General features: G+C 65.6%; 25 protein-coding genes. 11 read left to right on the forward strand and 14 right to left on the reverse strand.

Features of this window, described 5'->3' with window-relative positions:
• Both Q1V43_RS01625 and Q1V43_RS01630 read left to right on the forward strand, forming a co-directional pair.
• Positions 1 to 1,779 (forward strand): SLC13 family permease, encoded by a 1,779-nt coding sequence (locus tag Q1V43_RS01625; RefSeq protein WP_300513245.1) that lies wholly within the window; start codon positions 1 to 3, stop codon positions 1,777 to 1,779.
• Positions 1,776 to 2,279, forward strand: a complete 504-nt coding sequence (locus Q1V43_RS01630) for a hypothetical protein (RefSeq protein WP_300513247.1) — start codon at positions 1,776 to 1,778, stop codon at positions 2,277 to 2,279. Before Q1V43_RS01625 ends, Q1V43_RS01630 begins: the two co-directional genes overlap by 4 nt.
• 4 nt (positions 2,280 to 2,283) lie before the next feature.
• On the opposite strand, the gene Q1V43_RS01635 is transcribed toward Q1V43_RS01630, so the two are convergent.
• Complete coding sequence (locus Q1V43_RS01635; RefSeq protein ID WP_300513249.1) at positions 2,284 to 4,065, reverse strand: SLC13 family permease; 1,782 nt, start codon at positions 4,063 to 4,065, stop codon at positions 2,284 to 2,286.
• 203 nt (positions 4,066 to 4,268) lie between these two features.
• Positions 4,269 to 4,862 carry a LysE family translocator gene (locus Q1V43_RS01640; protein WP_300513251.1) on the reverse strand — a complete coding sequence of 198 codons (594 nt, stop codon included), beginning with the start codon at positions 4,860 to 4,862 and terminating at the stop codon, positions 4,269 to 4,271.
• A 73-nt stretch (positions 4,863 to 4,935) separates the two neighbouring features.
• Between Q1V43_RS01640 and Q1V43_RS01645 the strand changes: the two genes are divergently transcribed.
• Entirely contained in the window at positions 4,936 to 5,388 is a 453-nt protein-coding gene (locus tag Q1V43_RS01645; protein WP_300513253.1) for an Lrp/AsnC family transcriptional regulator, read from the forward strand.
• 72 nt (positions 5,389 to 5,460) lie between these two features.
• On the opposite strand, the gene Q1V43_RS01650 is transcribed toward Q1V43_RS01645, so the two are convergent.
• Complete coding sequence (locus tag Q1V43_RS01650) at positions 5,461 to 6,417, reverse strand: aspartate carbamoyltransferase catalytic subunit (RefSeq protein ID WP_300513333.1); 957 nt, start codon at positions 6,415 to 6,417, stop codon at positions 5,461 to 5,463.
• A 109-nt stretch (positions 6,418 to 6,526) separates the two neighbouring features.
• Between Q1V43_RS01650 and Q1V43_RS01655 the strand changes: the two genes are divergently transcribed.
• From Q1V43_RS01655 to Q1V43_RS01670, 4 genes are all read left to right on the forward strand, one after another.
• Complete coding sequence (locus Q1V43_RS01655) at positions 6,527 to 7,333, forward strand: uracil-DNA glycosylase (protein WP_300513255.1); 807 nt, start codon at positions 6,527 to 6,529, stop codon at positions 7,331 to 7,333.
• Between the two features lie 62 nt (positions 7,334 to 7,395).
• A complete protein-coding gene (moaB, locus tag Q1V43_RS01660) occupies positions 7,396 to 7,938 on the forward strand; it encodes a molybdenum cofactor biosynthesis protein B (protein WP_300513257.1) in 543 nt (180 codons plus the stop codon).
• A gap of 96 nt (positions 7,939 to 8,034) precedes the next feature.
• Positions 8,035 to 9,489: an HlyD family efflux transporter periplasmic adaptor subunit gene (locus Q1V43_RS01665; protein WP_300513259.1), complete on the forward strand. Its 1,455-nt coding sequence runs from the start codon at positions 8,035 to 8,037 to the stop codon at positions 9,487 to 9,489.
• A gap of 3 nt (positions 9,490 to 9,492) precedes the next feature.
• Positions 9,493 to 12,837, forward strand: a complete 3,345-nt coding sequence (locus Q1V43_RS01670; protein WP_300513261.1) for an efflux RND transporter permease subunit — start codon at positions 9,493 to 9,495, stop codon at positions 12,835 to 12,837.
• Positions 12,838 to 12,878: 41 nt separating this feature from the next.
• On the opposite strand, the gene Q1V43_RS01675 is transcribed toward Q1V43_RS01670, so the two are convergent.
• From Q1V43_RS01675 to Q1V43_RS01685, 3 genes are read right to left on the reverse strand one after another with little or no spacing between them, the layout of a single operon-like run.
• Positions 12,879 to 14,648, reverse strand: a complete 1,770-nt coding sequence (locus tag Q1V43_RS01675) for a bifunctional molybdopterin-guanine dinucleotide biosynthesis adaptor protein MobB/molybdopterin molybdotransferase MoeA (protein ID WP_300513263.1) — start codon at positions 14,646 to 14,648, stop codon at positions 12,879 to 12,881.
• On the reverse strand, positions 14,645 to 15,265 hold the full coding sequence (gene mobA, locus Q1V43_RS01680) for a molybdenum cofactor guanylyltransferase MobA (RefSeq protein WP_300513265.1): 621 nt from the start codon (positions 15,263 to 15,265) through the stop codon (positions 14,645 to 14,647). The genes Q1V43_RS01675 and mobA overlap by 4 nt, the downstream gene beginning before the upstream one ends.
• On the reverse strand, positions 15,262 to 16,161 hold the full coding sequence (locus Q1V43_RS01685) for a formate dehydrogenase accessory sulfurtransferase FdhD (protein WP_300513267.1): 900 nt from the start codon (positions 16,159 to 16,161) through the stop codon (positions 15,262 to 15,264). The genes mobA and Q1V43_RS01685 overlap by 4 nt, the downstream gene beginning before the upstream one ends.
• Positions 16,162 to 16,210: 49 nt before the next feature.
• On the opposite strand from Q1V43_RS01685, the gene Q1V43_RS01690 reads away from it, so the two are divergent.
• Both Q1V43_RS01690 and Q1V43_RS01695 read left to right on the forward strand, forming a co-directional pair.
• Positions 16,211 to 16,918 (forward strand): AzlC family ABC transporter permease, encoded by a 708-nt coding sequence (locus tag Q1V43_RS01690; protein WP_300513269.1) that lies wholly within the window; start codon positions 16,211 to 16,213, stop codon positions 16,916 to 16,918.
• Positions 16,915 to 17,244, forward strand: a complete 330-nt coding sequence (locus tag Q1V43_RS01695) for an AzlD domain-containing protein (protein ID WP_300513271.1) — start codon at positions 16,915 to 16,917, stop codon at positions 17,242 to 17,244. The genes Q1V43_RS01690 and Q1V43_RS01695 overlap by 4 nt, the downstream gene beginning before the upstream one ends.
• A 48-nt stretch (positions 17,245 to 17,292) precedes the next feature.
• On the opposite strand, the gene Q1V43_RS01700 is transcribed toward Q1V43_RS01695, so the two are convergent.
• From Q1V43_RS01700 to Q1V43_RS01720, 5 genes are all read right to left on the reverse strand, one after another.
• The gene (locus tag Q1V43_RS01700; protein ID WP_300513273.1) at positions 17,293 to 17,940 is read right to left on the reverse strand and encodes a hypothetical protein; all 648 of its coding nucleotides are present in this window, start codon (positions 17,938 to 17,940) and stop codon (positions 17,293 to 17,295) included.
• Positions 17,941 to 17,981: 41 nt separating this feature from the next.
• Complete coding sequence (locus Q1V43_RS01705; RefSeq protein WP_300513275.1) at positions 17,982 to 18,116, reverse strand: aa3-type cytochrome c oxidase subunit IV; 135 nt, start codon at positions 18,114 to 18,116, stop codon at positions 17,982 to 17,984.
• A 119-nt stretch (positions 18,117 to 18,235) separates the two neighbouring features.
• Complete coding sequence (locus tag Q1V43_RS01710; RefSeq protein WP_300513335.1) at positions 18,236 to 18,634, reverse strand: DUF6173 family protein; 399 nt, start codon at positions 18,632 to 18,634, stop codon at positions 18,236 to 18,238.
• 61 nt (positions 18,635 to 18,695) lie between these two features.
• Positions 18,696 to 19,742: an MBL fold metallo-hydrolase gene (locus tag Q1V43_RS01715; RefSeq protein ID WP_300513277.1), complete on the reverse strand. Its 1,047-nt coding sequence runs from the start codon at positions 19,740 to 19,742 to the stop codon at positions 18,696 to 18,698.
• Complete coding sequence (locus Q1V43_RS01720; RefSeq protein ID WP_300513279.1) at positions 19,739 to 21,457, reverse strand: acyl-CoA dehydrogenase; 1,719 nt, start codon at positions 21,455 to 21,457, stop codon at positions 19,739 to 19,741. Before Q1V43_RS01720 ends, Q1V43_RS01715 begins: the two co-directional genes overlap by 4 nt.
• 87 nt (positions 21,458 to 21,544) lie before the next feature.
• Here Q1V43_RS01720 and Q1V43_RS01725 point away from each other — a divergent pair, with 87 nt between their 5' ends.
• Positions 21,545 to 22,495 carry an L-threonylcarbamoyladenylate synthase gene (locus tag Q1V43_RS01725; protein WP_300513337.1) on the forward strand — a complete coding sequence of 317 codons (951 nt, stop codon included), beginning with the start codon at positions 21,545 to 21,547 and terminating at the stop codon, positions 22,493 to 22,495.
• Positions 22,496 to 22,531: 36 nt separating this feature from the next.
• Here the strand turns inward: Q1V43_RS01725 and Q1V43_RS01730 are convergent, their stop codons facing one another.
• The gene (locus tag Q1V43_RS01730; RefSeq protein WP_300513281.1) at positions 22,532 to 23,374 is read right to left on the reverse strand and encodes a protein-disulfide reductase DsbD domain-containing protein; all 843 of its coding nucleotides are present in this window, start codon (positions 23,372 to 23,374) and stop codon (positions 22,532 to 22,534) included.
• 122 nt (positions 23,375 to 23,496) lie between these two features.
• Here Q1V43_RS01730 and Q1V43_RS01735 point away from each other — a divergent pair, with 122 nt between their 5' ends.
• Entirely contained in the window at positions 23,497 to 24,075 is a 579-nt protein-coding gene (locus Q1V43_RS01735) for a YqgE/AlgH family protein (RefSeq protein ID WP_300513283.1), read from the forward strand.
• 25 nt (positions 24,076 to 24,100) lie between these two features.
• On the opposite strand, the gene ctlX is transcribed toward Q1V43_RS01735, so the two are convergent.
• The gene (gene ctlX, locus Q1V43_RS01740; RefSeq protein WP_300513339.1) at positions 24,101 to 25,024 is read right to left on the reverse strand and encodes a citrulline utilization hydrolase CtlX; all 924 of its coding nucleotides are present in this window, start codon (positions 25,022 to 25,024) and stop codon (positions 24,101 to 24,103) included.
• On the reverse strand, positions 25,024 to 26,094 hold the full coding sequence (locus Q1V43_RS01745) for an ornithine cyclodeaminase (RefSeq protein ID WP_300513285.1): 1,071 nt from the start codon (positions 26,092 to 26,094) through the stop codon (positions 25,024 to 25,026). Before Q1V43_RS01745 ends, ctlX begins: the two co-directional genes overlap by 1 nt.
• Between the last annotated feature and the right edge of the window lie 5 nt (positions 26,095 to 26,099).

Genomic DNA, 26,099 nt, shown 5'->3' on the forward strand with positions numbered 1-26,099 from the left:
ATGGGCATTATCGAGCTGAGCCAGACCGGACAGGCCATCCTGGCGCTGACCGTGGTCGGCATCATGTTCGTCCTGTTTCTTCGCGAAACCTTTCCGACCGAAGTCGTGGCGATAGCCGGGGTGGCCCTGATGCTGGTCTCGGGTGTGCTGCCCTATGACGATGCGCTGATGGTATTGTCCAATCCCGCACCCTGGACCATTGCCGCGATGTTCATTGTCATGGGGGCATTGGTGCGCACCGGCGCATTGGATTGGTTCACCCAGAAAGCCGAGGCCCAGGCGGCGGTGCGCCCGATGGTGGCGGTCGGCACGTTGATGGCCTTCGTCATCGTCAGTTCGGCGGTGGTGTCTAACACGCCGGTCGTGGTGGTGATGATCCCGGTCTTCGTGCAGCTGGCGCGCAAGCTGGGCACCTCGGCGTCGAAACTGCTGATCCCGCTCAGCTATGCCGCCATTTTGGGAGGGACGCTGACCCTGATCGGTACTTCGACAAACCTGCTGGTCGACGGTGTCGCCCGCGCCCATGACATGAAGCCCTTCTCGATCTTCGAGGTCACGCCCCTGGGTCTGGTCCTGGTCGCCTGGGGCATGCTCTACCTTTATTTCATCGGTCCGCGTCTGCTGCCGGAGCGTGACAGCATGGCGACGCTGCTTTCCGACCGAAGCCGCAAGAAATTCTTCACCGAGGCGGTCATCCCCCCGGAAAGCAACCTGGTCGGTCGCGAGGTCACGGGCGTTCAGCTGTTCAAGCGCGAAGGCGTGCGGCTGGTCGATGTCATTCGCGGCGACATGTCGCTGCGCCGCGATCTGAAAGGTGTCGAGTTGCAGGTCGGAGACCGTGTGGTCCTGCGCACCGCCATGACCGAAATTCTGAGCCTGCAGCGCAACAAGAGCCTCAAACGGGTCGATCAGGTGAGCGCGGTCGAGACCACAACGGTCGAGACCCTGATCTCGCCGGGCTGCAAGATGGTCGGCAAGTCGCTGGGCCAGCTGCGTCTGCGCCGCCGCTACGGTGTCTACCCGCTGGCGGTGCACCGCAAGAACCAGAATATCGGGCGGCAGCTTGACGACCTTGTGGTGCGGGTGGGGGATACGCTGCTGCTTGAAGGTGCGCCGGAGGATATCCAGCGTCTGGCCAGCGACATGGAGCTGGTGGACGTGTCGAAACCCTCGGCCCGCGAGTTTCGCCGCAGCCATGCACCGCTTGCCATTGCCGCGCTTGTGGGGATCGTCGCCCTGGCCGGTTTCGGTGTTGCACCGATCTTCTACCTCGCGATCCTGGCTGTGGCCGGCGTGTTGGTCACGCGCTGTATAGACGCGGATGAAGCGTTCGGTTTTGTCGACGGTCGCCTGCTGGCGCTGATCTTTGCCATGCTCGCCATCGGCGCGGCGCTGGAGGCGTCGGGCGCGGTCAAGCTGATTGCCGAGGGGCTGGCACCGGTGTTGGGCAATTTGCCACCCTTCCTGATCGTCTGGGCGATCTACCTGTTGACCTCGGTTCTGACCGAGCTTGTCTCGAACAACGCCGTGGCCGTTGTCGTGACCCCCATCGCGATCGGCCTGGCCGGTGCTCTGGGCATCGACGCGCGACCCCTTGTGGTGGCCGTGATGGTCGCCGCGTCGGCCAGCTTCGCTACTCCGATCGGGTATCAGACCAATATGCTGGTCTATGGTCCCGGCGGATATCGCTTTACCGATTTCATGAAGGTGGGCATTCCCCTGAACCTGTCGGTCGGGCTCTTGGCTTCGGCCCTCATTCCCTTCATTTGGCCGCTGTGAGTCCCGGACTCAAACGGCAAACGATCGAGGTGCTGGCCCACCGGCGCCTGAACCTCCAGATGGCCCGTCAGGCAATAGCCTGGGGCTGGGCGCTGATCGACGAGGGGCTGACTTCGGATGCGGTATTCGTCCTGACCGCCCAGACACCCGAGGTGCACTGGGGCGAACTGAACAGCCTGGTCGATCGGGTGGCAGCAGAATTGTCCCTGGCCAGACCTGCGGACGAAGCCACCGCAACGCGATGGCTTGCGGCGCTTCACCTGCGTGACATTCTGGCGGCAGGCGGCGATGACTTCACCGCGCTCAAGAAGGTTTCGCGCCTCTGGTTCGACCACCAGACACCGGATCTTCACCGGTTCTATCGGCTGAAACACGCCATCCGCGAGGTCGAGACCTCCGGCACACAGGGCCACTGGGCGGGTCTGACCCGGGACAACTGGCGGACCATCCTCAGTGATGAAGCGGCCCGCTGGCTGGCCGCGTACCCTTTGCCACTGTAACGTTTCAGAGCGGCCAGAAGGTCAGGATGGCCGGGATCGACACCGCGACAACCAGGACCTCCAGCGGCAGTCCCATGCGCCAGTAATCGCCGAAGCGATAGCCGCCCGGCCCCAGGATCAGCGTATTGTTCTTATGCCCGATCGGGGTGAGGAAGGCGCAGGAGGCGGCCACGGCCACTGCCATCAGGAACGGGTCCGGGTTCCTGTCCAGCGCCTGCGCCATCTGGATGCCGACGGGAGCCGCGACAATGGTGGTGGCGGTGTTGTTCAGAACGTCCGACAGGGTCATGGTGACGATCATCAGAACCGTCAGCACCGCCCAGGCGGGCAGGCCTTCGGTGACACCCACGAGGGCCCCGGCGATCAGTTCCGTGCCCCCCGAGGTCTCAAGCGCGGCGCCCAGGGGGATCATGCTGCCCAACAGCACCACGACGGGCCATTCGATGTGGGTATACAGCTCGGACAGGGGAACGATCCGGGTCAGCACAAAGCCGACCACGACCAGCCCGAGCGCCACCGGCAGATAGACCAGCCCGAAGCTGGCCGCGGCCACGGCGGCAGCAAACATGCCGATCGCCCACCAGACCTTCCGGTCCTGAGTCACCGACAGGCCACGCTCCGCCAGGGGCAGGCAGCCCAACCACTCGGTCACATCCGGCTCGGCCCCGGCAGGCACCAGAAGAAGAAGGATGTCCCCCGGCCACACCACCGTCTTGCGTACCTGTTTCGTGATCCGCTTGCCGCCGCGTGAAATCCCCATCAGCACGGACCGCTGCCGCCAGTTCAGCCCGATTGCCTGTGCCGTCTTGCCATTGATGCGGGCGGTTTCGGGAACCACGACCTCGATCTTCGACAGGCCCGCCCCCTCGGCGGTCAGCTTTTCCTGTCGGCCCGCTTCTGCGAAATCCAAAGACAGGGCGACGCGAAATTCATCAAGCGCCTCGGGCCGGGCTTCCAGCACCAGCGCATCATGTTCACGAATCTCGGTGTAGCGCTGGGTGCCATAACGCCGCTTGCCCCCGCGCACCACGCCCAGGATCGCCACATCGTTCCGCGCGGCGTCCTCGTCCAGGTGCATCACGCGTTTGCCGATCAGCTTCGAACCTGCGGGCACCGTGAGCTCGGCGATATACTGGCCATGATCGCCCATCGGGTCGCCGCCATTCCCGGTCTCCTCCGGTTGCGGGATCAGGCGCCAGCCGATCAGCGCCACGAAGGCGAGTCCGACAATCGCCGTCACCCCGCCCACGGGGGCGAAGTCGAACATGCGAAACGGTTCGCCCAGGGCATCGCCGCGGATCGAGGCAATAATGATGTTGGGCGGCGTGCCGATCAGCGTGACCATGCCGCCCAGGATGGTGGCGAAGGAGAGCGGCATCAGGCTCAGACCCGTTGCCCGGCCAGCCTTGCGGGCAGTCTGCATGTCGACGGGCATGAGCAGCGCCAGTGCGGCCACGTTGTTCATGAAGGCGGACAGAACTCCGCCGATCGCCCCCATGATCGCGATATGCGCACCGAGGCTGCGGGTGGCATCCACAAGCGTGCGCGTGATCAGGAACACCGCGCCGGACCTGACCAGCCCGGCCGAAACCACCAGTACCAGGGCCACCACCAGGGTTGCCGGATGGCCGAACCCGTCGAACGCGTGTTTCGCATCCACCACACCCAGGACCACCGCCAGCATGAGCGCGGCAAAGGCGACGAGATCGTAGCGGAATTTTCCCCAAAGGAGCAGACCGAACACGGTCCCGAACAGGCTGAAAAGAATGATCTGGTCATTGGTCATGGCCCATGGATAGCGCGCCGTTCGGCCCGGGTCATCATCAATCCGCCCCAGACCGGCTGCCGCCCTGTCACACTCGCCCGTCCCGCCGCTCGGGGTGGGCAAGCCTCCTTTCATCTTTCCGGAAATATCCCGGGGGGTCTGGGGGGCTGGCCCCCCAGTCACGCCCAACCAAAGGCAATGACGGTGAGCGCGCGCCTTACCGCTCAGGCGAAGAGCACCGGCAGAATCGAGGCCACCAGCAGCCCCGCCATGGTCCAGTTGAACAGGGTCAGCCGCCGCCGGTTGGTCAGCACCCGTTTGATCTCGCGCCCCAGCACGGTCCAGCTCGACACGCAGGGCAGGTTGATCAGCCCGAAAATCAGCGCCACCACCCCCACCGCCCAGAGACTGCGATCCGGTGCATAGGCGGTGATCGCGGTCAGCGCCATGATCCAGGCCTTCGGGTTGACCCACTGAAACGCCGCCGCCTGCAGAAAGGTAATCGGCCGCGCTCCACTGTCCCCGCGCCCCGGCTCACCTGCCCGGGCGATCTTCCAGGCCAGCCAGCACAGGTAGGCCAGCGAGGCCCATTTCAACACTTCATGCGCCACCGGCCAGCGGTCGAAGACCTGCATCAGCCCGGCGCCCACCAGCAGCACCATCACCGTGAAGCCGATCCCGACCCCCAGCATATGCGGCACCGTCCGGCGAAAGCCGAAATTGGCGCCCGAGGCCATCAGCATGAGGTTGTTCGGCCCCGGCGTGATCGACGAGACGAAGGCGAAGGTGCACAGGGCAAGGATCAGCTCGATTGACATGTTCGCAATCATTGCGCAGATTTCGCGCAACAGGGCTGCAATATGTGGTGAATGAAAGCTAAATGTGCAATGAATGATGAAGATGGATGACCTGAATCGCCGAATATTGCAGGAGTTCACCCGCAATGCCCGCCTGCCAAACACCGAACTGGCCGAGCGTGTGGGCCTTTCCCCCTCTGCCTGCCTGCGCCGGGTGCAGGAGTTGGAGCGCAAGGGCGTGATCACCGGCTACCGTGCCACATTGAGCCCCGAGGCGATGGGCATCGGCTTTACCGCCTATGTCACCGTCGGGCTGAACGATCACACCAAACAGGGACAGGAGTCCTTCGAGCGCGCTGTCGCGATCTATGACGAGGTGCGCGAGTGCCACAATATCACCGGCACCGTCGAATACCTTCTGCGGGTCGAGGCCGCGGACCTGATCGCCTACAAGCGCTTTCACACCGACAAGCTTGGCACCCTGCCGCAGGTGCGCCAGCTTGTAACCCATGTGGTCATGGGGTCTCCGAAGGATGATCGGGCGTGACAGTCTCGTGGTGCTCGGGTCGGGCGCAATGGAGGGATGGAAACCGCCGCCTTCGGACCCGGAGCGCCGCCCTTACACCATCACGCTTTCCGACCCCGCCGCCTCGCGCAGGTTGCGGGCCAGAAGGTCCATCGCGGCCATGCGGACGGCAACGCCCATTTCAACCTGTTCCTGGATCACCGAGCGGTTGATGTCATCGGCGATGGTGCCGTCGATCTCGACACCCCGGTTCATCGGGCCCGGGTGCATGACGATGGCATCGTCCTTGGCATGGGCCAGCTTGGCGGCATCGAGCCCGTAGCGGTGATAGTATTCGCGTTCGGACGGGATGAAGCCACCGTCCATGCGCTCGCGCTGAAGGCGCAGCATCATGACCACGTCCGCGTCTTTCAGCCCCTCTTCCATGTCATGATAGACCTCGACCCCGAATTGGTCGATCTGGCTGGGCATCAGCGTGGGTGGACCAACCAGGCGCACGCGGTTTTCCATCTTGCCCAGAAGGATCAGGTTCGACCGGGCGACTCGGCTGTGGGCAATATCACCGCAGATGGCGATGGTCAGCCGGTGCAGGCGGCCTTTCTCGCGCCGGATCGTCAGCGCGTCCAGCAGCGCCTGGGTCGGGTGTTCATGCTTGCCGTCTCCGGCGTTCAGTACGGCGCAATTCACCTTCTCGGCCAGCAGGTTCACCGCGCCGGAATGGGGGTGGCGCACGACCAGCAGGTCCGGGTGCATCGCATTCAGCGTCAGCGCCGTGTCGATCAGCGTCTCGCCCTTTTTGATCGACGATGCCTGCATCGCCATGTTCATCACATCCGCACCCAGCCGCTTGCCGGCAATCTCGAAACTCGCCTGGGTGCGGGTCGAGTTCTCGAAGAACATGTTGATCTGCGTAAGCCCCTTCAGCGCCTTCGATCGCTTAACCGTCTGCCGGTTCAGGCCGACATAGCGGTCGGCCAGGTCCAGAACGCTGGTGATCTCGGTCGGGTGCAGGGGTTCGATGCCCAGAAGATGGCGCTGGCGGAATGTCATGGGAGCCTCCGGATGGGTCTTGGCCCGGGTATAGGCCGCGCGCGGGGCTTCGTCCATAGGCTGGCGCGCAGCGTTTGCGCCTTGCCGCCCGCGCCCGTAGATTGGGCGCATGGAATCGGCAAAGGACAGCGCATTGGATTGGCACGTCGCCCGAGCCGCTCTTGAGTGGCAGCTCGAAATGGGCGTGAGCGAGTTCATCGGCGAGGCGCCGGTGGACCGTTTTGCCGTTGAACCACCTGCGCCGAAACCGGCCGCCGTGCCGCAGAAGCCGGCCCGGCCGGTCATGCCCGGGAAGATCGAGGAGCCCAGGGTCGATCACGTCGCGCTGGCCAAGCAGATGGCGGCGGGGGCGCCCGACCTGGACGGGCTGCGCGCCGCCCTGGGCGCCTTCGAGGGCTGTGAGCTGAAGAAGGGCGCGCGCAATCTGGTTTTCGCCGACGGCAACCCGGCCGCCCGCGTCATGGTGATCGGCGAGGCGCCGGGCCGCGACGAGGACCGCGAGGGCAAGCCCTTCGTCGGTCGCGCCGGGCAGCTTCTGGACAGGATGTTCGACGCGATCGGCATGGGCCGCGCAGCGACCCTGTCGAAGGACGCTCTGTACATCACCAACGTACTGCCCTGGCGACCGCCGCAGAACCGCGATCCGAATCCGGACGAGGTGGCGATGCTGATGCCCTTCGTACAGCGCCATGTCGAATTGGTGGCGCCGGATGTGCTGGTGCTGATGGGCAACCACGCCTGTCAGGCGGTGCTGGGCAAACGCGGCATCACACGCCTGCGCGGCCAGTGGGAAGAGGCTCTCGGGCGCCCGGTTCTGCCGATGTTCCACCCGGCCTACCTGCTGCGCAATCCGCACGCGAAACGCGAGGCCTGGGCGGACCTGCTGGCGCTGCAGGCCAGGCTGCGCGACCTTTAGGTCCGTTGCGTCCCGGAGCCGCTTGGGGTTAGCTGCGCGCAACAGAACACAGGAGCCCGCCCATGTCCCGCATCGACGAAAGCAAGGAATTCATCCCGGTCCGCATTGCGGTCCTGACCGTGTCGGACACGCGGGGCCTGGATCAGGACCGCTCGGGCGACACGCTGGTGGGGCGGATCGAAGCGGCGGGGCATGTCCTGGCCGACCGAAAGATCATTCGCGACGAACGCGACGAGATTGCCGATCAGCTGCGCGCATGGACGCTGGACCCGGACATCGACGTGATCATCTCGACCGGGGGCACCGGGCTGACCGGGCGCGATGTCAGCGTCGAGGCACATCGTGACGTCTATGAGAAAGAGATCGAGGCCTTCGGCACCGTCTTTACCATCGTTTCCATGAACAAGATCGGCACCTCTGCCGTGCAGAGCCGCGCGACCGGCGGGGTGGCCAATGGCACCTACCTCTTCGCGCTGCCCGGCTCGACCGGGGCCTGCAAGGATGCCTGGGACGAAATCCTGCAGTATCAGCTGGATTACCGCCATCTGCCCTGCAACTTCGTCGAGATTTTTCCCCGCCTGGACGAACATAAGCGACGGAAATGACCTGTTCGCCCGTAAAGTGCTTGTGACGGCAGCCCGCTTGCGTCGCGCGCGCACAATGGGCAGATTTGACGAAGGTTCGAAAAAGCGAGGCATTTCATGCGTTTTCTCACCCGCAGCCTGACCGGGCTGCTGCTCGTCGCGTTGACGCTTGGGCTCCTGGCTTGGGCCGGGCGCACCGCCTATGACGCCGTTCAGGCCCGCATGGCGCAGGACACCGGCCTGCGTCCGGCACGTGAACGCGTGTTGGGAGTGAATGTGGTCACAGTGGCCCCCGGTCAGGCCAGACCGACGCTCAGCGCGTTCGGGGAATTGCGGTCGCGCCGGGTGCTGGAGCTGCGCGCGGCCTCTGGCGGCACGCTGGTCGAGCTGGCGGACGGGTTCGAAGAAGGCGGCACGGTCACGGCCGGCGACCTACTGGCCCGCATCGACCCCACTGATTTCGAAAGTGCTCTTGTGATTGCCCGGGCCGAGGCGGCCCAGGCCGCCGCGGACCTGGCCGATGCCGAACAGGCCCTGGAACTGGCGGGCGATGACCTGGCCAATGCTGAACGGCAGGCCGCGCTGCGGGCTGCCGCCCTGACCCGGCAGAGGGATCTGGTCGCTCGCGGCGTGGGAACCGAGGCCGCAGTCGAAACCGCCGCCCTGGCCGCCGCCGCCGCCGACCAGGCGGTGCTGTCGCGCCGTCAGGCCCTGGCCACGGCTGCGCTGAAACGTGTTTCCGCCCAAACTGCACTGGAACGGGCCCGGGTCAATCTGGCGGATGCCGAACGCGATCTGGCCGACACGGAAATCCGCGCCGAATTCTCGGGCACGCTGTCCGACGTCACCGTGGTACGGGGCCGTCTGGTGCAGACGAACGAGAGGTTGGCGCAGTTGATCGACCCCGAGGCGCTGGAGGTCAGCTTCCGCCTTTCGACGGCGCAATATACCCGTCTGCTCGATGAAGCTGGTGCACTCAGCCGCACACCGGTGCAGGTAACAATGGACGTGGCCGGGGTGGACCTGGTCGCAACGGGCGTCATTGACCGTGAAAGCGCGGTGGTGGGGGAAGGGCTGACCGGGCGTCTCCTGTTTGCCCGCCTCGACGCCGCAGCCGGGTTCCGTCCGGGCGATTTCGTCACGGTATCCGTGGAGGAGCCACCGCTGGAACGCGTGGCGCTGCTGCCGGCATCGGCGGTGGATGCAATGGGGACCGTGCTGGTGCTGGGCGAGGGCGAGCGGCTGGAGCTGGCCGAGGTCGACCTGCTGCGCCGTCAGGGTGATGATGTGCTGGTACGCGCGCCGGGCCTCGCGGGCCGCGAAGTGGTCGCCGAACGCAATCCTCTTCTGGGTGAGGGTATTCGTGTGCGCCCGATCCGCGCCGATGCCAAGGTGCCCGACGCGCCGGAAACCGTGCGCCTGGATGATGCCCGCCGCGCGGCCCTGGTGGCCTTTGTCGAAAGCAACGCACGCATGCCGGAGGACGTGAAGGCGCGGCTTCTGAAAACCTTGCAGCAGGACGAGGTTCCGCTTCAGACTGTTGAGCGGCTGGAAGGCCGCATGGGGGGCTGAGCCATGTTTACGCCCACTGGAATTCTCAGCTATTTCACCCGCCATGCCACGGTGGCCAACCTGCTGCTGATCATGATGATCGCCGCCGGGCTGGTGACTTACCCGAACATGCGCGCGCAGTTCTTCCCGGATTCGGTGGTCGAAAGCGTGACCGTGAACGTGGTCTGGGAGGGCGCCGGTGCCGAGGATGTGGACGAGGCCATCGTGCAGGTCATGGAACCGTCCCTGCTGGCCGTTGAAGGGGTGGAAAGCAGCGCGTCGCGCTCGCGCGAGGGCTCGGCCAGGATATTTCTGGAGTTCGAGACCGGCTGGGACATGGCCCGTGCCGCCGATGATGTGCAGGCGGCGGTGGACACGATCTCGGACCTTCCGGAGGACGCCGAGGACGCCACCGTGCGCCGTGGCGCCTGGCGCGACACTGTGACGGACGTGGCGATCACCGGCCCTGTCGGGGTCGACCAGCTGGGCCGCTTTGCCGACGAATTCACCGTGCGCCTGTTCAACGAAGGCGTGACCCGGACCTCCATTACCGGGGTCGTCGCACCGGAAACCATCGTCGAGGTGCCCTCGCTGTCCCTGATGCGCCATGACGTGACCATGGCCCAGATCGCTGCCGCCATTGCCGAGGAAGCGGATGCGGATCCGGCGGGCAACATGGCCTCCGGCGCGGCCCGGGTGCGCACGGGTGTCGCAAAACGCACACCCGACGAGATTGCCGCGATCGTCCTGCGCTCGAACGCGGATGGATCGAACCTGACCGTTGGCGACGTGGCAAACGTCCGGGTTGAAGGCATTGACCGGGCACGTGCCTATTTCGTGGGCGACGACCCCGCAATTCAGGTCAATGTCGCGCGCTCGGCCCAGGGGGACGCGGTCGAGATACAGGAAGTCGTCGAAGAAGTCGCCGCCGAGATGTTGCTGTCCCTGCCCAAGGGGGTGGGGATCGAAATGTTCCACACCCGCTCCGAGGTTATCTCCTCGCGCCTCGAAATGCTGACCCGCAACGGGTTGCAGGGGCTCGGGCTGGTGGTGCTTCTGCTGTTCCTGTTCCTCAACGCGCGGATTGCCTTCTGGGTGGCGGCGGGCATCCCGGTTGCCATGCTGACCGCGATTGCGCTGATGTATATGGCCGGTTTGACCATCAACATGATCAGCCTCTTTGCCCTGATCATCACCCTGGGCATCGTGGTGGACGATGCCATCGTGGTCGGGGAACATGCCGATTTCCGGTCGCGGCACCTTGGCGAAGGCCCGGTCGAAGCCGCCGAGAATGCCGCCAGGCGCATGTTCCCGCCGGTGTTTTCCTCGACCCTGACCACGGTCATAGCCTTCTTTGGGCTGATGGCCATCGGCGGACGGTTCGGCAATACCATCGCGGCCATTCCATTTACCGTCATCGTGGTGCTGATCGCATCGCTCGTGGAATGTTTCCTGATCCTGCCGAACCACATGGCCCATGCGCTGACCCATACCGCAAAGCAGCATTGGTATGACTGGCCCTCGCGCCAGGTAAACAAGGGGTTCCGCCTGGTGCGCGACCGCCTGTTCCGCAGGCTGATGCGGGTGGTGATCTTTGCACGGTACCCGGTGTTGGCGGGGGCCATTCTGGTGCTGGTGTCCGCTGCGGCCTTCTTCATCCGGGGCGATCTGCCCTTCCGCTTCTTCAACGCACCTGAGCAGGGCGTGGTGTCGGCCAATTTCGCCATGGTCGAAGGGGCCACGCGCGACGATACGATCGAGATGATGAAACTGGTGCAGCAGGTGGTCGAGGATATCGGCGGCGAGTTCGAGGCCGAATACGGCGTGCATCCGGCCGCCTTTGTGATCTCCGGTGTTGGCGGCGGGCAGGGGCGTGGCCTGTCGGGCGTGGACACCAAGGACGCGGATCTGCTGGGCTCGATCTCGATCGAGATGGTGGATGCCGACCTGCGCCCCTACACCAGTTTCGACTTTGTCGCCCGCTTGCAGGACGCGGTGCCGCGCCACCCGATGCTGGAGGTGCTGTCCTTCCGTGGCGTCCGCCATGGGCCGGGCGGGGACGCGTTGGATATCGATCTTTACGGTGCCGATGCCGAGGTTCTGAAATCCGCCGCCGAAGGGTTGAAGGAACTTCTGGCGCAATTCCCCGAGATCAGCGCGGTCGAGGATACGCTGGCCTATGACAAGGAAGAGCTGGTGCTGGAACTGACCCCGCAGGGCCAGGCGCTGGGCTTTACCATCGACGCGCTGGGCCGGGTCATCCGCAACCGTCTGGGCGGGATCGAGGCGGCGACCTACCCGGACGGCACGCGGTCTGCCGCGATCCGGGTGGAGCTGCCCGAAGGCGAATTGTCTGCAGATTTCCTGGAGGCCGCGCAGATGCGCACCACGGCGGGGGAATACGTGGCCTTGGGCGATATCGTCACCGTGACCTCGCGCAATGGCTTTTCCACGGTGCGGCGGGAAAACGGTATTCGTCTGGTCGGTGTGAATGGCGATATCGACGAGGGCGACGCGGCCCGGGCCGAGGAAATCACCCGTGCCCTGACCAGCGAAATCCTGCCCGAAGTGGCGGGGAGGTTCGGCGTGGAATACCGGCTGGGTGGGCTGGCGGAACAGGAAAAGGAATTCCTGAACGAGGCGCGCACCGGGCTGATCATGAGCCTTCTGGGCATCTATCTGGTGCTGGCCTGGATTTTCTCCAGCTGGTCGCGCCCGCTGGTGGTCATGTCGATCATCCCCTTCGGCCTGATCGGCGCGATCTGGGGACACCTGCAATGGGACGTGCCGTTGAGCCTGTTCTCCGTCATCGGGCTCATTGGCATGACGGGGATCATCATCAACGATTCGATCGTGCTGGTGGGCACGATCGACGACTACGCGAAGGAAAGGGGCCTGTTCCCCGCCATCATCGACGGCACCGCGGACCGGCTGCGCCCGGTCCTTCTGACCACGCTGACCACGGTGCTGGGGCTGATGCCGCTGCTCTACGAAGGTTCACGGCAGGCGGAGTTTCTGAAGCCGACCGTCATTACCCTGACCTACGGGCTGGCCTTCGGCATGGTGCTGGTGCTGCTGGTGGTGCCGGCGCTGTTGGCGATGCAGAGCGACCTTGGCCGCATGACCCGCGCCCTGCGGCGCGTGCCCCGCGCGCGTCGTGCCCGGGGGCTGCAGGCCGGGCTGGCGCTTGTCGCGCTGGGGCTGGTTGGCGTCTTTGCCGCGACCCTGGGGCCCGCGGTGGTCAGCGGCACCGGCATGACCGCTGCTTTCGGCCAATTTGCCCTGGGGTCCTTGGCCGTGGTGACTGGTGGCGGTGTGATCCTGGGACTGGTGATGTGGCTCGCTTCCCGGCGTGGCTCCCACCCTTGAGGGGGTAGGTCGGGGGTGGGTCCGGGGCAGGTGGCTAAAGGCTACACCCCGTAACTCCCATAGGGGTAGAAGGTGACAAGGTCGCCCTCGGCGATCTCGCGGCCTTCGTCGCCGAATTCGACCAGCCCGTCGGCCCAGGCGAGGCCCGAGATCAGGCCGGAGCCTTCCGACCGGAACGCCTCGACCCGCCCGTCTGCTCCCATCCGCGCGCGTATGAACTCGCGGCGGCCGGGTTTCTTGCGTTTCGAAAAGGCGGCGGGCACCTGGTAGCCCTGCGGGCTCAGCCAGCCGCTGCCGGCCAGCACCGACAGCGATGGGCGCGCGAAAATCAGCGCGGTGATCAGCGCGGCCACCGGGTTGCCCGGCAGGCCGAAGACCGGCACACCCTTCCATAGCGCCAGCGCCAGCGGGCGGCCCGGCTTGATCGCGATGCGCCAGGTCGTCAGTTGCCCTTCACCGGACAGGATGGCCGAGACATGGTCTTCTTCGCCCGCCGAGGCCCCGCCGGAGGTCAGAACCACATCGACCCGTTCCGCTGCCGCGTCCAAAGCCGCACGGATGGCCCCCCGGTCGTCGGGCGCATGGCCCAGGTCCACCGCCTCGTGGCCCCAGCGGGCGGCCAGTGCCAGCAGCATCGGGCGGTTGGCGTCGAATGTGTGGGCCGGGTTGTCCGAGCTTCCGGGGGTGACGATTTCATCCCCGGTGGACAGTACGCCCACGCGCAGGCGGGTCTGCACCTGCACCCGCGCCACGCCCACGGCGCAGAGCAGGGCAATCTCCGGTGCACCGATGCGTGTGCCCTTGGGCAGGGCCACGGCGCCCGCGGCCACGTCCTCGCCCGCGCGGCGGGTGTTCGCGCCCTTCTTCGCCCCGGCGGTGAAGGCCACGTGGCCCTCGCTCAGTGATACGTCCTCTTGCAGGACCACAGTATCCACGCCCGGCGGCACCAGCGCGCCGGTCAGGATGCGCACGGCATGGCCGGGCGGCACGGTGCCGGGGAAAGGGGATCCGGCAGCGGAGCGGCCTTTGACCAGGGGCAGCACCGGATCGCCCGCAGGCAGGCTGGCATGGGTGAAACCATAGCCATCCACCGCCGAGTTCGCGCCCGGAGGGTTGGAGCGTTGCGCCAGCGCGTCAGCCGCCAGCACGCGGCCCGCGGCCTCGGCCACGGCAACCTCCTCCATTCCCACAACCGGCGACAGCCCGTCGCGCAGCAGGGCCAGCGCGTCATCGACCGGGGTCCAGTTCACGCCCGGCGGCAGGGCGAAACAGTCGTTCTTGAGCCTGGGCGGGGTGATCTCGGGGGTGCTGCGGGCCGCCAACCCGGTCTGTTGCAGGATGAAATCCGCAAGCGCGGCGGTGTCGTCCAGGTCGAGGACGGGTTGGGTCAGCCCGGCAATGGGTTCGTCGCTGGCCACCAGTTTTACCGTGCCATTCTCGCGGGCAATCAGGTCGGTGCCGGTTGCGGCGCGGTGGGCCTCGATCTTGGGATGTGCCTCGGTCTTGAACCCCTCGACCAGCGCGATGTCGCAGGGGCCCAGACGGGTCAGCAGCTCGGGCAGCGAGGGTTTCGCCTCCCCGCGCAGCTCATGCATCTGCGCCACCCGCGCCTCGCTGGCCAGCACCACCTCGCGCGCGCCCGCCTGTCGGTGGCGCCAACTGTCGGTGCCCTTGTGATCGACATCCGCAGAATGATGGCTGTTCTTGATGGTCGAGACAGTGAACCCGCGCGCGGTCAGGTGTTCGACCAGCCGCACCACCAGCCCGGTCTTGCCGGAGTTCTTCCAGCCGATGACACCGAAAACCTTCATGAGGCGGCTCCTTGCAAAAGGGTTTCCGCCCGGGCCAGATCCTCGGGCGTGTTGACGTTGAAGAACGGGTCGAAGGGCTGGTCCGGCCATACGGCCTGCGCCGCCCCGTGTGCCCGGGTAAAGACCACGACCTTGCGGGTGCCCGCCTCCAGTGCCGCGCGCAGCTCGTCGCGCAGGGCTACGGACCAGAGGCCGAAGGTGGGCTGGCGCATCGGCCCGCGTTCCGCATCATGCGTGGCCGCCAGCGCAATCGGGGCGCTGGCCTCTTCGGCTGCCAGCATCAGGCGCGGGACAAGGTCGCAGGGAAAGAAGGGCGTATCGCCCGCGGCGGTGACGATCCAGCCTGCGCCCTGACCTGCGGCCCAGTCGAGCCCGGCCAGCACGCCAGCCAGAGGACCCGCGAACCCCCCGATCGAGTCGGCAATGACCGGCAGGGCCCCGTCGAACCGCGCCGGGTCGCCATTTGCGTTCAGGGCAATGCCTGCCACCTGCGGCTCCAACCGGTCCACGACCGAAGACAGAAGCGTGCCCCGGCCCAAAGGCAGGAGCGCCTTGTCGCCGCCGCCCATGCGCGTGGCAAGGCCACCGGCGAGGATGATGCCGAGAGGTTGTTTCATCCCTCACCCCCCTTGCGGCGGTGTTTCCTGTCCTCGCGGGGCGCGTGGGCCGGGTCCATGTCGCGGACCAGCCGGTCTTCGCCCGACAGGCAGGTAAAGCGCTGGCCCTTCATGCGGCCGATCAGGGTCAGGCCGACCTCCTGCGCGATCTCGACGCCCCAGGCGGTGAACCCGGAGCGGCTGGCCAGCGTCGGGATGCCCATCTGCGCGGTCTTGATCACCATCTCCGAGGTCAGCCGCCCGGTGGTGTAAAGGATCTTGTCCGCCGGATCGACGCCTTCGGCCAGCATCCAGCCGGCCACCTTGTCGACCGCGTTATGGCGGCCCACGTCCTCCATGTAGACCAGCGGGCGGTCGCCCCGGCACAGCACCGTGCCATGGATCGCGCCGGCCTCCAGATACAGGGACGGGGTGCGGTTGATCTTGTGCGCCAAAGCGTAGAGCCAGCTGGAGCGCACCGGAGTGGCCGGCAGGGTCAACCCCTCGAGCCCCTCCATCATGTCGCCGAAAACCGTGCCGACCGCACAGCCCGAGGTGCGGGTCTTTTTTTCCAGCTTCTCTTCATAGGTGGTCTGCGACGCAGTGCGCACGACCACAGTGTCGATGTCCGCGTCGTAATCCACGCCGACAACGTCATCGGCGCCCGACAGCATGCCCTGGTTCTTCAGAAACCCCAGAGCCAGGTAGTCCGGGTAGTCGCCGATGGTCATGGCCGTGACGATCTCGCGCGCATTCAGGAAGATGGTCAGCGGGCGTTCCTCCACCACGGCGATCTCGACCGGCTGGCCATGTTCGTCATGCCCCGCCACCCGGCGGGTCAGGCGGGGGGCGGTGGGGTCGGGGGCGATCAGGTAGTCGGCGGCCGGATCAGAGGCGTTGTCTGTGGTCAATTGCATCTCCGCTGATTTGCCCCTAGGGGGGTAGAAGGCAATCTAGGACCGAGACATGGCAACGTCCAACCGGAAATCTATCTATCTTCAGGGGGTGAGCGATGGCGCGCCCTTCGTTCTGGTGGTGGTGCCCTTTGCGCTGCTCTTTGGTGTGGTGGGAACCGAGGCGGGGTTGAGCCTGGCCGAGGTCATGGGGTTTTCGGTGCTGGTGATCGCCGGGGCGGCGCAGTTCACCGCGTTGCAACTGATGGTCGAAGAGGCGCCGACGGTAATCATCATCGCCACGGCGCTTGCGGTTAACCTGCGCATGGCGATGTATTCGGCCTCTCTGACGCCCTACCTGGGGCGGGCGACGGTCTGGCAGCGGGCTTGCGTGGCCTATCTTCTGGTCGATCAGTCCTATGCGCTGAGTCATCTGAAATACGAGAACGAGCCCAAGCTTACGCTTTCTGAACGGCTGCGCTATTTCTTCGGTGTGCTCACCCCGGTGGCGCCGGGCTGGTATGTGGCGAGCTTTGTGGGCGCGGTGGCCGGGGGGGCAATCCCGCCGGAATTCGCGCTGGATTTCGCCGTGCCGATTACCTTTCTCGCGATGATCGCCCCGGCGCTGCGCACGGTGGCCCATGTGGCGGCAGCGGCGGTGTCGGTCTCGGGCACGCTGGTGCTGGTCTGGATGCCCTATGGCACCGGGTTGCTGGTTGCGGCCGTCGTGGCCATGGTGGTCGGCGCCCAGGTCGAGTTGTGGATGGAGAAACGCGCATGAATTTCTCTTCCCCGCATATCTGGTTCATCATTGCCGCCCTCGGGGTAGGCACCTTCCTGGCGCGGTTCAGCTTTCTGGGGCTGATCGGCGATCGGCCACTGCCGGAATGGGTGCTCAGGCATCTGCGCTATACGCCGGTTGCCGTGTTGCCCGGCTTGGTGGCGCCCCTGGTGCTGTGGCCGGAGGCGACCGGTGGCGCGCCGGAGCCCGCGCGGCTGAGCGCGGCGGCGGTGACTTTGGCGGTGGGGTACATGACCAGGAACGTGCTGGCGGCCATTCTGGGCGGGGCGGCGACGCTCTATTCACTGCTCTGGTTGCTGGGCTGAAAAAAACGGGCCGCAGGGCCCGTTTCAATTTCCGGAATCTGGCGGCGGTTACTCGCCCGCAGGCAGGGTCGCTGCCACGACACCCTCCAGCGGCGGGATGCCGCGGGCCAGGATATAGCCGTTCTCGTCGGGGTCGTCGTCGTAAGTCACTGTCTCGACCACGCCGGGCATTGCAGCGAAGGCCTTCATCGATCGCTTCGGGAAGGGGCTGCGCGGGACCGTTTCAAACCCTGGCAGCTGGCGCAGGATTTTCGTGATCGAGGTGGAGCACATTGCCTTTGGCACTGGCCCGTTTTCCTGCACCAGGCGCAGGGCCAGCTCGGCGACCTCGGGGCTGACAACGATATCCTGGCGCACCGTGCGGTAGGTCACGCGGGAATGGTAATCGACGTAGAAGTCGATCGCCGCGTCGTTGATTCCGAAATGCACGTCATGGCGTTCGGGCAGGTAGGGGTGATACCAGGTGCCGGCAGGATCGAACAGCACCCGTTGTGAGCCCGAGATCATCAGCCCGGAATGCGCGCCTGAATTGGACCGGTTCGAGAGCACGGTGAACAGCGTGATCGTCGGCGGGCCATCCGCCTTGAATTTTGCCGCCTCGACCTGTTCGTCCGGGGCCCAGACATTGTCCGCCCCGCAGGCGCCCAGCGCACCCAAGGCAAACACCAGTCCCAAAGCAATCCGAATGCGTCGCATGTCACCGGCCTCGCAAGATCAGGAAAATACTGGAGCCCCTTTTACGCGCCCACGAGCGCCAGGAAAACCAGAAAAAGAAGGATGGCGATCACCGAGCGTACGGTGAACTTGACGAAACCTTCATAGGTCTTCTCCTGCACCTTGGTGTCCATCGTGCCGATCTTGTGCTCTGCCATGTTGCGTGTCCCGTTGGTTCGTGTAGTTCGAATTGATCCAGATCTGATTAGACCATTTGCCCCTGCCTGTCATCCCAAGATGCGCGCTATTGTCGCAGAGCGGGCCGGGTGTGGCCGGATCACCCCCCGGTCTTTTCCAGGTCCTTGGCCAGACGAAAGCCGATTCGCTTGGGTTCGGGCGCTTCCGGCAGCTTGGGCAGGGCGCGCAGGATTACCGAGAGCTGGCTGACATGCTGGATCAACTGGGTTTTCGCCCCTTCGGCATCCGCGCCGTAGAAGGTCACAATGTCGGGGTCGAAAAAACCGATCCCTTCGATGCGCAACACGCCCGCGTCGCTTCCGGCGAAGCCCATGGCGATCTCGTGCTCGTTGTCGAGCTGCTCTTCGAAGTTCTGGATGTAGAGAATCAGCCGCTCATAGGCCCATTCGGCGGCGCTCTTCGCCTCCACCGGCGTGTCGGCCACCGCCTCGGGCAGCGGTTTCTGCTCGGCAGTGGGCGGGGCCCATTCATCGCACATGGCCGCATCCGATTTGGGACCGTTTTCGTTCTTGGTCCCGTTCTTCGGCAGCGGTTCGCCTTCAGTCGTCATTCGTCTCAACCTTTTGCCAGAGCCACGCACCGTCCTCGCGACGCACCCGCGTCACGCGGCCGGTCTGGTAGAGGTGGTTCAGATGCCCCACCGCTTCGACCAGGGCCAGCCCGTATTCGCCCTCACCGATGGTGCGCTTGAACAGCGGCGGAAAGCAATCCCCTGCCACGTGGGGGTCCGTCAGAAAGGCTTCGAGCCGCTTCAAGGCACCGTGATGATTGTCAGTCAACTGACGCATGCGCGTGGGCAGGCCGGTAAAGGGCAGCTTGTGGCCGGGCAGCACAAGCTGGCTTTCACAGGCAAAGTGGCCGAGCCGTTCGCTGGCCTCCAGCCAGTCCCCCACCGGGTCGGCCTCGGGCTCCGTGGCATAGACGCCCAGGTTCGGGCTGATCGTTGCCAGCAATTGATCGCCGCCGATCACCAGCTGCCCGTCGCGTGACCACAGCGTCGCGTGTTCAGGGGCATGGCCATTGCCGATGCGCACGTCCCAGTCGCGCCCGCCAAAGGTAATGACCGAGCCTTCCTTGATCCGTTTGAAGCCCAGCGGCATGTCGGCCACGATGTCGGCATAGTTGAAGGGTCGCTCACGCAGGCGTTTTTCATAGACCGTTTTGTTCATCCCCGCCGCGCGCCAATAGGCCAGCGTCTCGTCCACCGGTTCCATCTGCTCGTCCAGCAGCAACATGCGGGCAAACAGCCAGGCGGTGCGGGTGGTGATCAGCTCGGCGCCGTGGTCCTTCTGGAACCAGCCCGCCAGTCCCACGTGATCCGGGTGGTGGTGGGTCACGATCACCCGCGCAACCGGGCGGCCCGCCAAGGGGCCATCCAGCAGCTTTCGCCAGATTGCACGGCTTTTGCGGGTGTCGAACCCGGTGTCGACAATGGTCCAGCCGTCGTCATCGGCGAAGGCAAAGACATTCACGTGATCCAGCGCCATCGGCAGTGGCAGGCGCATCCACAGGACCCCGTCCGCCACCTCGATCGCCTCCCCTTCGCCCGGAGTATCCGGGAAGGGGAAACTCAGCGGCGCGCTCAAAAGGTCAGATCCTCGACCGACAGCGCATAAAGCCCGGCGGCCCCTGCCTGTGCCTGCGCCATCATGCCGACATGTTCCGGCAACAGGCGCTTGATGTGGAAACGGGCCAGTTCCGTGCGCGGACCTTTGCCGCCCTCGGCAATCGCCGCCTTCAGGTGCAGATGCGCGCCCAGCACGCGGGCCCAGCCCATGAGGAAGGGCACGGCGCCGGCGAAACGGTCCTGCATGTCCTCCTGCGCCACCATCCATTCGGTGGTCTCGCGCAGGGTTTCGGCGGCGGACCAGACGGCTTCGGACATGTTCGGGAACTGGGCGCGGGCCTTTTCGGCCTGGGTTTCGATTTCCTCAAGCAGGCGGAAGGCGGCCTCGCCCCCGTCCATCAGCTTGCGGCCGACCAGATCCATCGCCTGAATGCCGTTGGTGCCTTCGTAGATCGCGGTGACGCGCACGTCACGCAGGTATTGCGCGGCGCCGGTTTCCTCGATGAAGCCCATGCCGCCGTGAACCTGGATGCCCATCTGGCTGACACTGATACCGGTTTCGGTGCCATAGGCCTTGCAGATCGGCGTGAGGAAGGCCGCGCGGGCCTTCCAATCCACGTCCCCGGTCGCGCGGCCCATGTCCAGGGCAACGGCGACCGACAGGGCGATGGCTCGCGCGGCGAAAAGCTCGGCCTTCATGGTGGTCAGCATGCGGCGCACATCGGCGAAGTCGATGATCATGCCGGTGCCGTCTGCAATCGGGGTCCGGCCCTGCTTGCGTTCCTGCGCGTATTCCAGCGCCTTCTGATAGGCGCCCTCCCCGGCGCCCAGCCCCTGCACGCCCACACCCAGTCGGGCGTTGTTCATCATGGTGAACATGGCGGCCATGCCCTTGTGCGGCTCACCGATCATCCAGCCTTGGGCCCCTTCGAAGGACATGACGGCGGTGGGCGATCCATGAAGTCCCATCTTGTGTTCCAGGCTGACCACGCGCAGGGAATTCGCCTCACCCGGAGCGCCATCGGCACCCGGGATGAATTTCGGCACCAGGAACAACGAGATCCCCTTCGTGCCCGGCGCCCCATCGGGCAGGCGCGCGAGCACCAGGTGGCAGACGTTTTCGGTAATGTCATTGTCGCCCCAGGAGATGAAGATCTTCTGCCCGGTCACGGAATAAGTGCCGTCACCATTGTCCTCGGCTTTCGAGGACAGTGCGCCCACGTCCGAGCCCGCCTGCGGTTCGGTCAGGTTCATCGTGCCCGCCCATTCGCCAGTGATCAGCTTGGGCAGGTAGAGCGATTTCAGTTCTTCCGAAGCGTGGTGTTCCAGCGCCTCGATCTGGCCCTGGGTCATCAGCGGGCAGAGTTGCAGCGACAGGGCGGCGGCCGACATCATGTCATTCACGGCCGTCTGCAGGGTCAGGGGCAGACCCATGCCGCCGAATTCGGGATCGGCGGCCATGCCGATCCAGCCGCCTTCGGCGATGGCCCGATAGGCATCGGCAAATCCGGGTGAGGTGCGCACCACGCCGTTTTCCAGAACCGCCGGCGTCAGGTCGCCGTCGCGGTTCACCGGGGCCATGACCTCTTCACACATCTTGCCCGCTTCGGTCAGGATTGCGCTAACCATGTCCGGCGTCGCTTCGGCAAACAGATCGGTGTCCGCCACCTGGTCGAACCCGACCACCTTGTCGAAGAGAAAACGGAAATCATCGGTGTTGGCGCGATAGGGCATGGGCGGGTCCTTCTTGGCAATCGTGGCGGGGGCGGTTAGGTGTCCCTTACCCAAGGTCTGGAACTCGACAAAGGAAAACGCGGCGTCATGGCGGGCGAGAATGTGCAAACCGAGCTTTTGGCGGCTGATCCCGAGGGGATTGCCCGGGCCGGTGCACTGTTGGCAGGTGGCGCCCTGGTGAGCTTCCCGACCGAGACGGTTTATGGCCTGGGCGCCAATGCGACCGACGACACGGCGGTGGCGCGCATCTTCGAGGCCAAGGGGCGGCCCCATTTCAACCCGCTGATCGTGCATGTGCCGACGGTCGGCGCGGCGCGCGAAATTGCCGAATTCGACGATGTGGCCGACCGGTTGGCCTCGGCTTTCTGGCCCGGGCCGCTCACCCTGGTGCTGCGCTTGAAGGCGGGTTCGGTCTCGCCGCTGGTGTCTGCCGGGCTGGACACGGTGGCGATCCGCGTGCCGGCCCATCCGCTGGCTGTCTCGGTGCTGGAAGCGGCCGGTGTGCCGGTGGCCGCACCTTCGGCCAACCCGTCGGGCCGAATCAGCCCGACCGAGGCCGCTCATGTGATCGACGGGCTGTCCGGCCGGATCGCAGCGGTGGTGGACGGCGGTGCCTGTGACGTCGGGGTGGAAAGCACCATTGTCGGGCTTGCCCCCGAACCCACCCTGCTGCGCCCCGGCGGCTTGCCGGTCGAAGCGCTGGAGGCCTGTCTGGGAGGTCCGTTGGCCGTGCATGCCGGCGAGGATGTCGTGGCCCCCGGCCAGCTTGCGTCGCATTACGCCCCCGATGCGCCGATGCGGCTGAACGTGGTCAGGCCACATTCGGACGAACGCCTGCTTGGCTTCGGCCATGTGGAATGCGACCTGAACCTCTCGGAATCCGGTGATCTGGTCGAGGCGGCGGCGAACCTGTTTCACCATCTCCACGCGCTGGATGCGGGCGGGGATATGCCGATTGCCGTTTCGCCTATTCCGCAGCACGGTTTGGGGCGGGCGATCAATGACCGGCTCAGGAGGGCGGCAGCCCCGCGCGGCTGACCCCGCTCATACCGTTGAGTTTTCGATTGTTCGGTCTTATGACCCGCAGCCCAAGACATCCACGCCGCGCCCCTCGGCGAGCACGGTGAAGCGCAGCGCCGAACGGTCGAGCACCATCGGCGTGCCCGGCGGCGGGACCAGCTCGGCGCTGGCGGTCAGCGTGGGGCCGCGGCGGGTGACTTGGGCTTCCGAGACCCAGATCTCGGGGTTTCCCGTTTCCATCACCACGACTTCCTTGCCGCCCTGGCGGGGCAGGGTGAGGTGGGCGGTGATCTCAAGCCCATCGGCGCTTGGCGTGACCTGGCAGCGCACGGCGCTGACCCCCGCCTCGGCGGCGGTGTCCGGGCGCCGGCCCATGGCGCGGGAGATGCGCGCGTCAGGCGCGCCGGGGTTGGGCAATTCGACCTTCAGGAGGCTCTGCTTCGGCAGGCAGACATCGCGACAGACACCCAAAGTCACGCGGGCCTTGAGCGTCACCGGGGCGGATGGGTCGCGTGGCGTGATCTGGATCGGTAGCACCAGTTCGCGCTGATATCCGATGGTGCGCAGGCCGTTCTGTTCGAAGACCTCGGGCAACGGCCATTTGTAGGAGACCGAGGCGAGGTTCCTGGACCCCGACCAGTCGATGCTGGGCGGTATGCCCGCATCTCCCGGCGCCCGCCAATAGGTTTTCCAGCCGTCGCCAAGGGCCACGTGCAGGGCAGCCATATGTGTGCCATCCGCTTCGCGCCAACCCGGCAGCATCGCAACCCGGGCGGCCTCGTCCGGGTCATAATGCCCGCTCGCCAGGGCGGCCGGCGCGGAAAGGCCAACCGCGGCGCCCAGAAAGGCTGCGGTCAGGGTCATGGCAAAAGGGGCGATCCAGGTCGGGCTGCGCATCCCCGATACATAGTCGGTTGTTGGGCGGGGGGAAATCAAATCTTCCTCACGCCCGCGCGATCTGTCGCCGCCATCAGCCTGTTCCCCTTGTCAATTCCCGGGCCGCGCCCCATGCTGGAATTATGGACACCGCGACCGAAACCCCAAACGACCTGTCAGGTCAGCTTCTGATCGCGATGCCGGGCATGGGCGATCCCCGATTCGAGAAATCCGTGGTGTTCCTTTGCGCGCACTCGGCCGAAGGGGCGATGGGGCTGATCGTGAACAAGCCCACGCCGGACCTGGCACTGGACGATCTTCTGGACCAGCTCGACATCGACAAAGGCGCGGGCAGCCGGGACGTTGGCGTTTTCTTTGGTGGCCCGGTCGAGACCGGACGTGGGTTCGTGTTGCACAGCCGGGATTATCATGGCTCGCCCTCGACCCTTCAGGTGGACGAGGCGTTTTCGATGACCGCGACGCGGGATATTCTGGAGGATATCGCGCGCGGCCTCGGCCCGGCCCAGAGCCTGGCCGCGCTTGGCTATGCCGGTTGGGCGCCCGGGCAGCTTGAGGGAGAGCTGCAGCAGAATGCCTGGCTGACCGTGGATGCGGATGAAATGATCGTTTTTTCCGCCGATATCGGCGGAAAATGGTCCGCCGCGCTTGCCAAGCTGGGGATCGACCCGCTGCTTCTGTCGGCCGAGGGCGGGCGCGCCTGATCCCGCCCCGCCCGTTCCGGGGCGCTCAGCTTTGTGGCCGTGGGGACAGGTGAATTCCCGCGATGGTGCAGCGCACCGATCCGCCGGCCATTTCGATCGTGGGGATGTCCAGAGGCACCAGGGCGGCGGTCTGTTCGATCCGGGCTTTCTGATCGTCGTCCAACGCGTCCAGCGCAGTGGTAGAGAGCGCCAGCAACCGTCCCATAGCCCCCTGCAACTCGATCGCATTGCCTGCAAAGGCAGCGATCTGTGCCTCGTTCAGCGCGATCACGTCCCGCCCCGCCAGCTCAAGCCGTTGCGTGACTTCGGCACGACGGGCGGGATCGCAGATCATGTCGCTCCCGATCAGAGCAAACCCCGTACCGACGCACATCAGGACATTGGTGTGATAGACCGGCACGCCCCCTGCGTCCGCCGCTGCAAAGGCCATGGGTTCATAGTTGAAATGGGTGCAGAAACGCTCCAGCGCGATGGGGCTGGTGCGGTGGCTTTCCACCGCATAGGCGACCCGGTCGATGTGATCCAGAACCATGGCGCCGGTGCCTTCCAGGAACAGGCCATCCGCCTCCAGCCCCGAGTAGTCGATGATATCCTGCACGCGATAGTCGCGTTTCAGCATCTCGATCACGTCCCGCCGGCGTTCGGCCCGGCGGTTTTCCGGCTTCATCGGATAGATCGCCACATGCCCGCCCGCGTGCGTCGAGAACCAGTTGTTCGGAAACACGCTGTCGGGCGTGTCCCGGGTTTCATCCTCGAACAGATGCACCCGCACACCTCGGGCGCGCAGCAGTTCGGCGGCCACGGAGATTTCCGCGTGAGCGGCGGCGGCATCCGCCGGGCGGTCTGCCTGAAAGGCATTGTCCGCCGCGGTCTGCGCATTCACGGCAAAGTGGTGCGGGCGGATCATCACGACGGAGCCGGGCGCCTGAACCGAAATGGCGCGGTGCATCATGCGCTCACTCCCGCCCGCGCCACCATGCCGAACAGGTCGCGCGGATCGTCCGGGTCGGCCAGCATGTCGAGCTGCTGGTAGAGCCCGGTGCCCTCCAGTTGATCGCGCACGTAGCGCAGGGCGGAAAAGTCCTCGATCGCGAAGCCGACCCCGTCGAACAGGGTAATCTGGCGGGTATCGGTGCGGCCCGGTTTCGCACCGGTCAGCACCTCCCAGATCTCGGTGACTTGGAAATCCTCGCCCACTTGCTGGATCTCGCCTTCGATCCGGGTCTGTGGTGTGTATTCGACGAAAACCTCGGCGCGGTGCAGGATGTCCCTGTGCAGTTCCGTCTTGCCCGGGCAGTCACCGCCGATCGCGTTGATATGCACCCCGCTGCCTACCATATTGTCGGTCAGGATCGTGGCATATTGCTTGTCGGCAGTGCAGGTGGTGATGACCTGCGCGCCTTCCATGGCCTGTTCGGGCGTCTTGCAGGAGACGACATTCATCTTGCCCTTGAGGTTTGCGGCAGCCTTGGCCGTGGCGGCCGGGTCGATGTCATACATGCGCACGGTCTCGATACCGCAGATGGCTTTCAGCGCCAGCGCCTGGAATTCCGACTGTGCGCCATTGCCGATCATCGCCATGGTGGTCGCGCCTTTGGGGGCGAGGGTTCTGGTCGCCAGCGCCGAGGTCGCTGCGGTGCGCAGCGCCGTCAGTACGGTCATTTCCGACAGCAATACGGGATAGCCGGTATAGACATCCGCCAGCAGCCCGAAGGCGGTCACGGTCTGCAACCCCTCCTTGGTGTTCTTCGGATGGCCGTTCACGTATTTGAACCCGTAGACCTCGCCATCCGAAGTCGGCATCAGCTCGATCACCCCCTCGCGCGAATGGCTGGCCACGCGCGGGGTCTTGTCGAAAGCCTCCCAGCGGCGGAAATCCTGTTCGAGGTAATCGCAGATGCCGGCGATCATGGTCTCCACGCCCAGACGGTTCACAAGGCGCATCATGTTCTCGACCGAGACAAAGGGCACGAAGGCGAGTTCGGATGGGGCGGGGGCGGCTTGTCGGGTGGCGGGCATTGGCG

Origin of the sequence: Aliiroseovarius sp., assembly GCF_030148435.1 — a bacterium.
In the GTDB taxonomy this organism is placed as follows: Bacteria; Pseudomonadota; Alphaproteobacteria; order Rhodobacterales; family Rhodobacteraceae; genus JASBTN01.

What these genes read in the sequence shown, in the direction of transcription:
- Q1V43_RS01625 (WP_300513245.1), top strand. Translation starts at nt 1, where the DNA reads ATGGGCATTATCGAGCTGAGCCAGACCGGACAGGCCATCCTGGCGCTG.
- Q1V43_RS01635 (WP_300513249.1), bottom strand. Translation starts at nt 4,065, where the DNA reads ATGACCAATGACCAGATCATTCTTTTCAGCCTGTTCGGGACCGTGTTC.
- Q1V43_RS01640 (WP_300513251.1), bottom strand. Translation starts at nt 4,862, where the DNA reads ATGTCAATCGAGCTGATCCTTGCCCTGTGCACCTTCGCCTTCGTCTCG.
- Q1V43_RS01645 (WP_300513253.1), top strand. Translation starts at nt 4,936, where the DNA reads ATGATGAAGATGGATGACCTGAATCGCCGAATATTGCAGGAGTTCACC.
- Q1V43_RS01650 (WP_300513333.1), bottom strand. Translation starts at nt 6,417, where the DNA reads ATGACATTCCGCCAGCGCCATCTTCTGGGCATCGAACCCCTGCACCCG.
- Q1V43_RS01655 (WP_300513255.1), top strand. Translation starts at nt 6,527, where the DNA reads ATGGAATCGGCAAAGGACAGCGCATTGGATTGGCACGTCGCCCGAGCC.
- moaB (WP_300513257.1), top strand. Translation starts at nt 7,396, where the DNA reads ATGTCCCGCATCGACGAAAGCAAGGAATTCATCCCGGTCCGCATTGCG.
- Q1V43_RS01665 (WP_300513259.1), top strand. Translation starts at nt 8,035, where the DNA reads ATGCGTTTTCTCACCCGCAGCCTGACCGGGCTGCTGCTCGTCGCGTTG.
- Q1V43_RS01670 (WP_300513261.1), top strand. Translation starts at nt 9,493, where the DNA reads ATGTTTACGCCCACTGGAATTCTCAGCTATTTCACCCGCCATGCCACG.
- Q1V43_RS01675 (WP_300513263.1), bottom strand. Translation starts at nt 14,648, where the DNA reads ATGAAGGTTTTCGGTGTCATCGGCTGGAAGAACTCCGGCAAGACCGGG.
- mobA (WP_300513265.1), bottom strand. Translation starts at nt 15,265, where the DNA reads ATGAAACAACCTCTCGGCATCATCCTCGCCGGTGGCCTTGCCACGCGC.
- Q1V43_RS01685 (WP_300513267.1), bottom strand. Translation starts at nt 16,161, where the DNA reads ATGCAATTGACCACAGACAACGCCTCTGATCCGGCCGCCGACTACCTG.
- Q1V43_RS01690 (WP_300513269.1), top strand. Translation starts at nt 16,211, where the DNA reads ATGGCAACGTCCAACCGGAAATCTATCTATCTTCAGGGGGTGAGCGAT.
- Q1V43_RS01695 (WP_300513271.1), top strand. Translation starts at nt 16,915, where the DNA reads ATGAATTTCTCTTCCCCGCATATCTGGTTCATCATTGCCGCCCTCGGG.
- Q1V43_RS01700 (WP_300513273.1), bottom strand. Translation starts at nt 17,940, where the DNA reads ATGCGACGCATTCGGATTGCTTTGGGACTGGTGTTTGCCTTGGGTGCG.
- Q1V43_RS01705 (WP_300513275.1), bottom strand. Translation starts at nt 18,116, where the DNA reads ATGGCAGAGCACAAGATCGGCACGATGGACACCAAGGTGCAGGAGAAG.
- Q1V43_RS01710 (WP_300513335.1), bottom strand. Translation starts at nt 18,634, where the DNA reads ATGTGCGATGAATGGGCCCCGCCCACTGCCGAGCAGAAACCGCTGCCC.
- Q1V43_RS01720 (WP_300513279.1), bottom strand. Translation starts at nt 21,457, where the DNA reads ATGCCCTATCGCGCCAACACCGATGATTTCCGTTTTCTCTTCGACAAG.
- Q1V43_RS01725 (WP_300513337.1), top strand. Translation starts at nt 21,545, where the DNA reads ATGGCGGGCGAGAATGTGCAAACCGAGCTTTTGGCGGCTGATCCCGAG.
- Q1V43_RS01730 (WP_300513281.1), bottom strand. Translation starts at nt 23,374, where the DNA reads ATGCGCAGCCCGACCTGGATCGCCCCTTTTGCCATGACCCTGACCGCA.
- Q1V43_RS01735 (WP_300513283.1), top strand. Translation starts at nt 23,497, where the DNA reads ATGGACACCGCGACCGAAACCCCAAACGACCTGTCAGGTCAGCTTCTG.
- ctlX (WP_300513339.1), bottom strand. Translation starts at nt 25,024, where the DNA reads ATGCACCGCGCCATTTCGGTTCAGGCGCCCGGCTCCGTCGTGATGATC.
- Q1V43_RS01745 (WP_300513285.1), bottom strand. Translation starts at nt 26,094, where the DNA reads ATGCCCGCCACCCGACAAGCCGCCCCCGCCCCATCCGAACTCGCCTTC.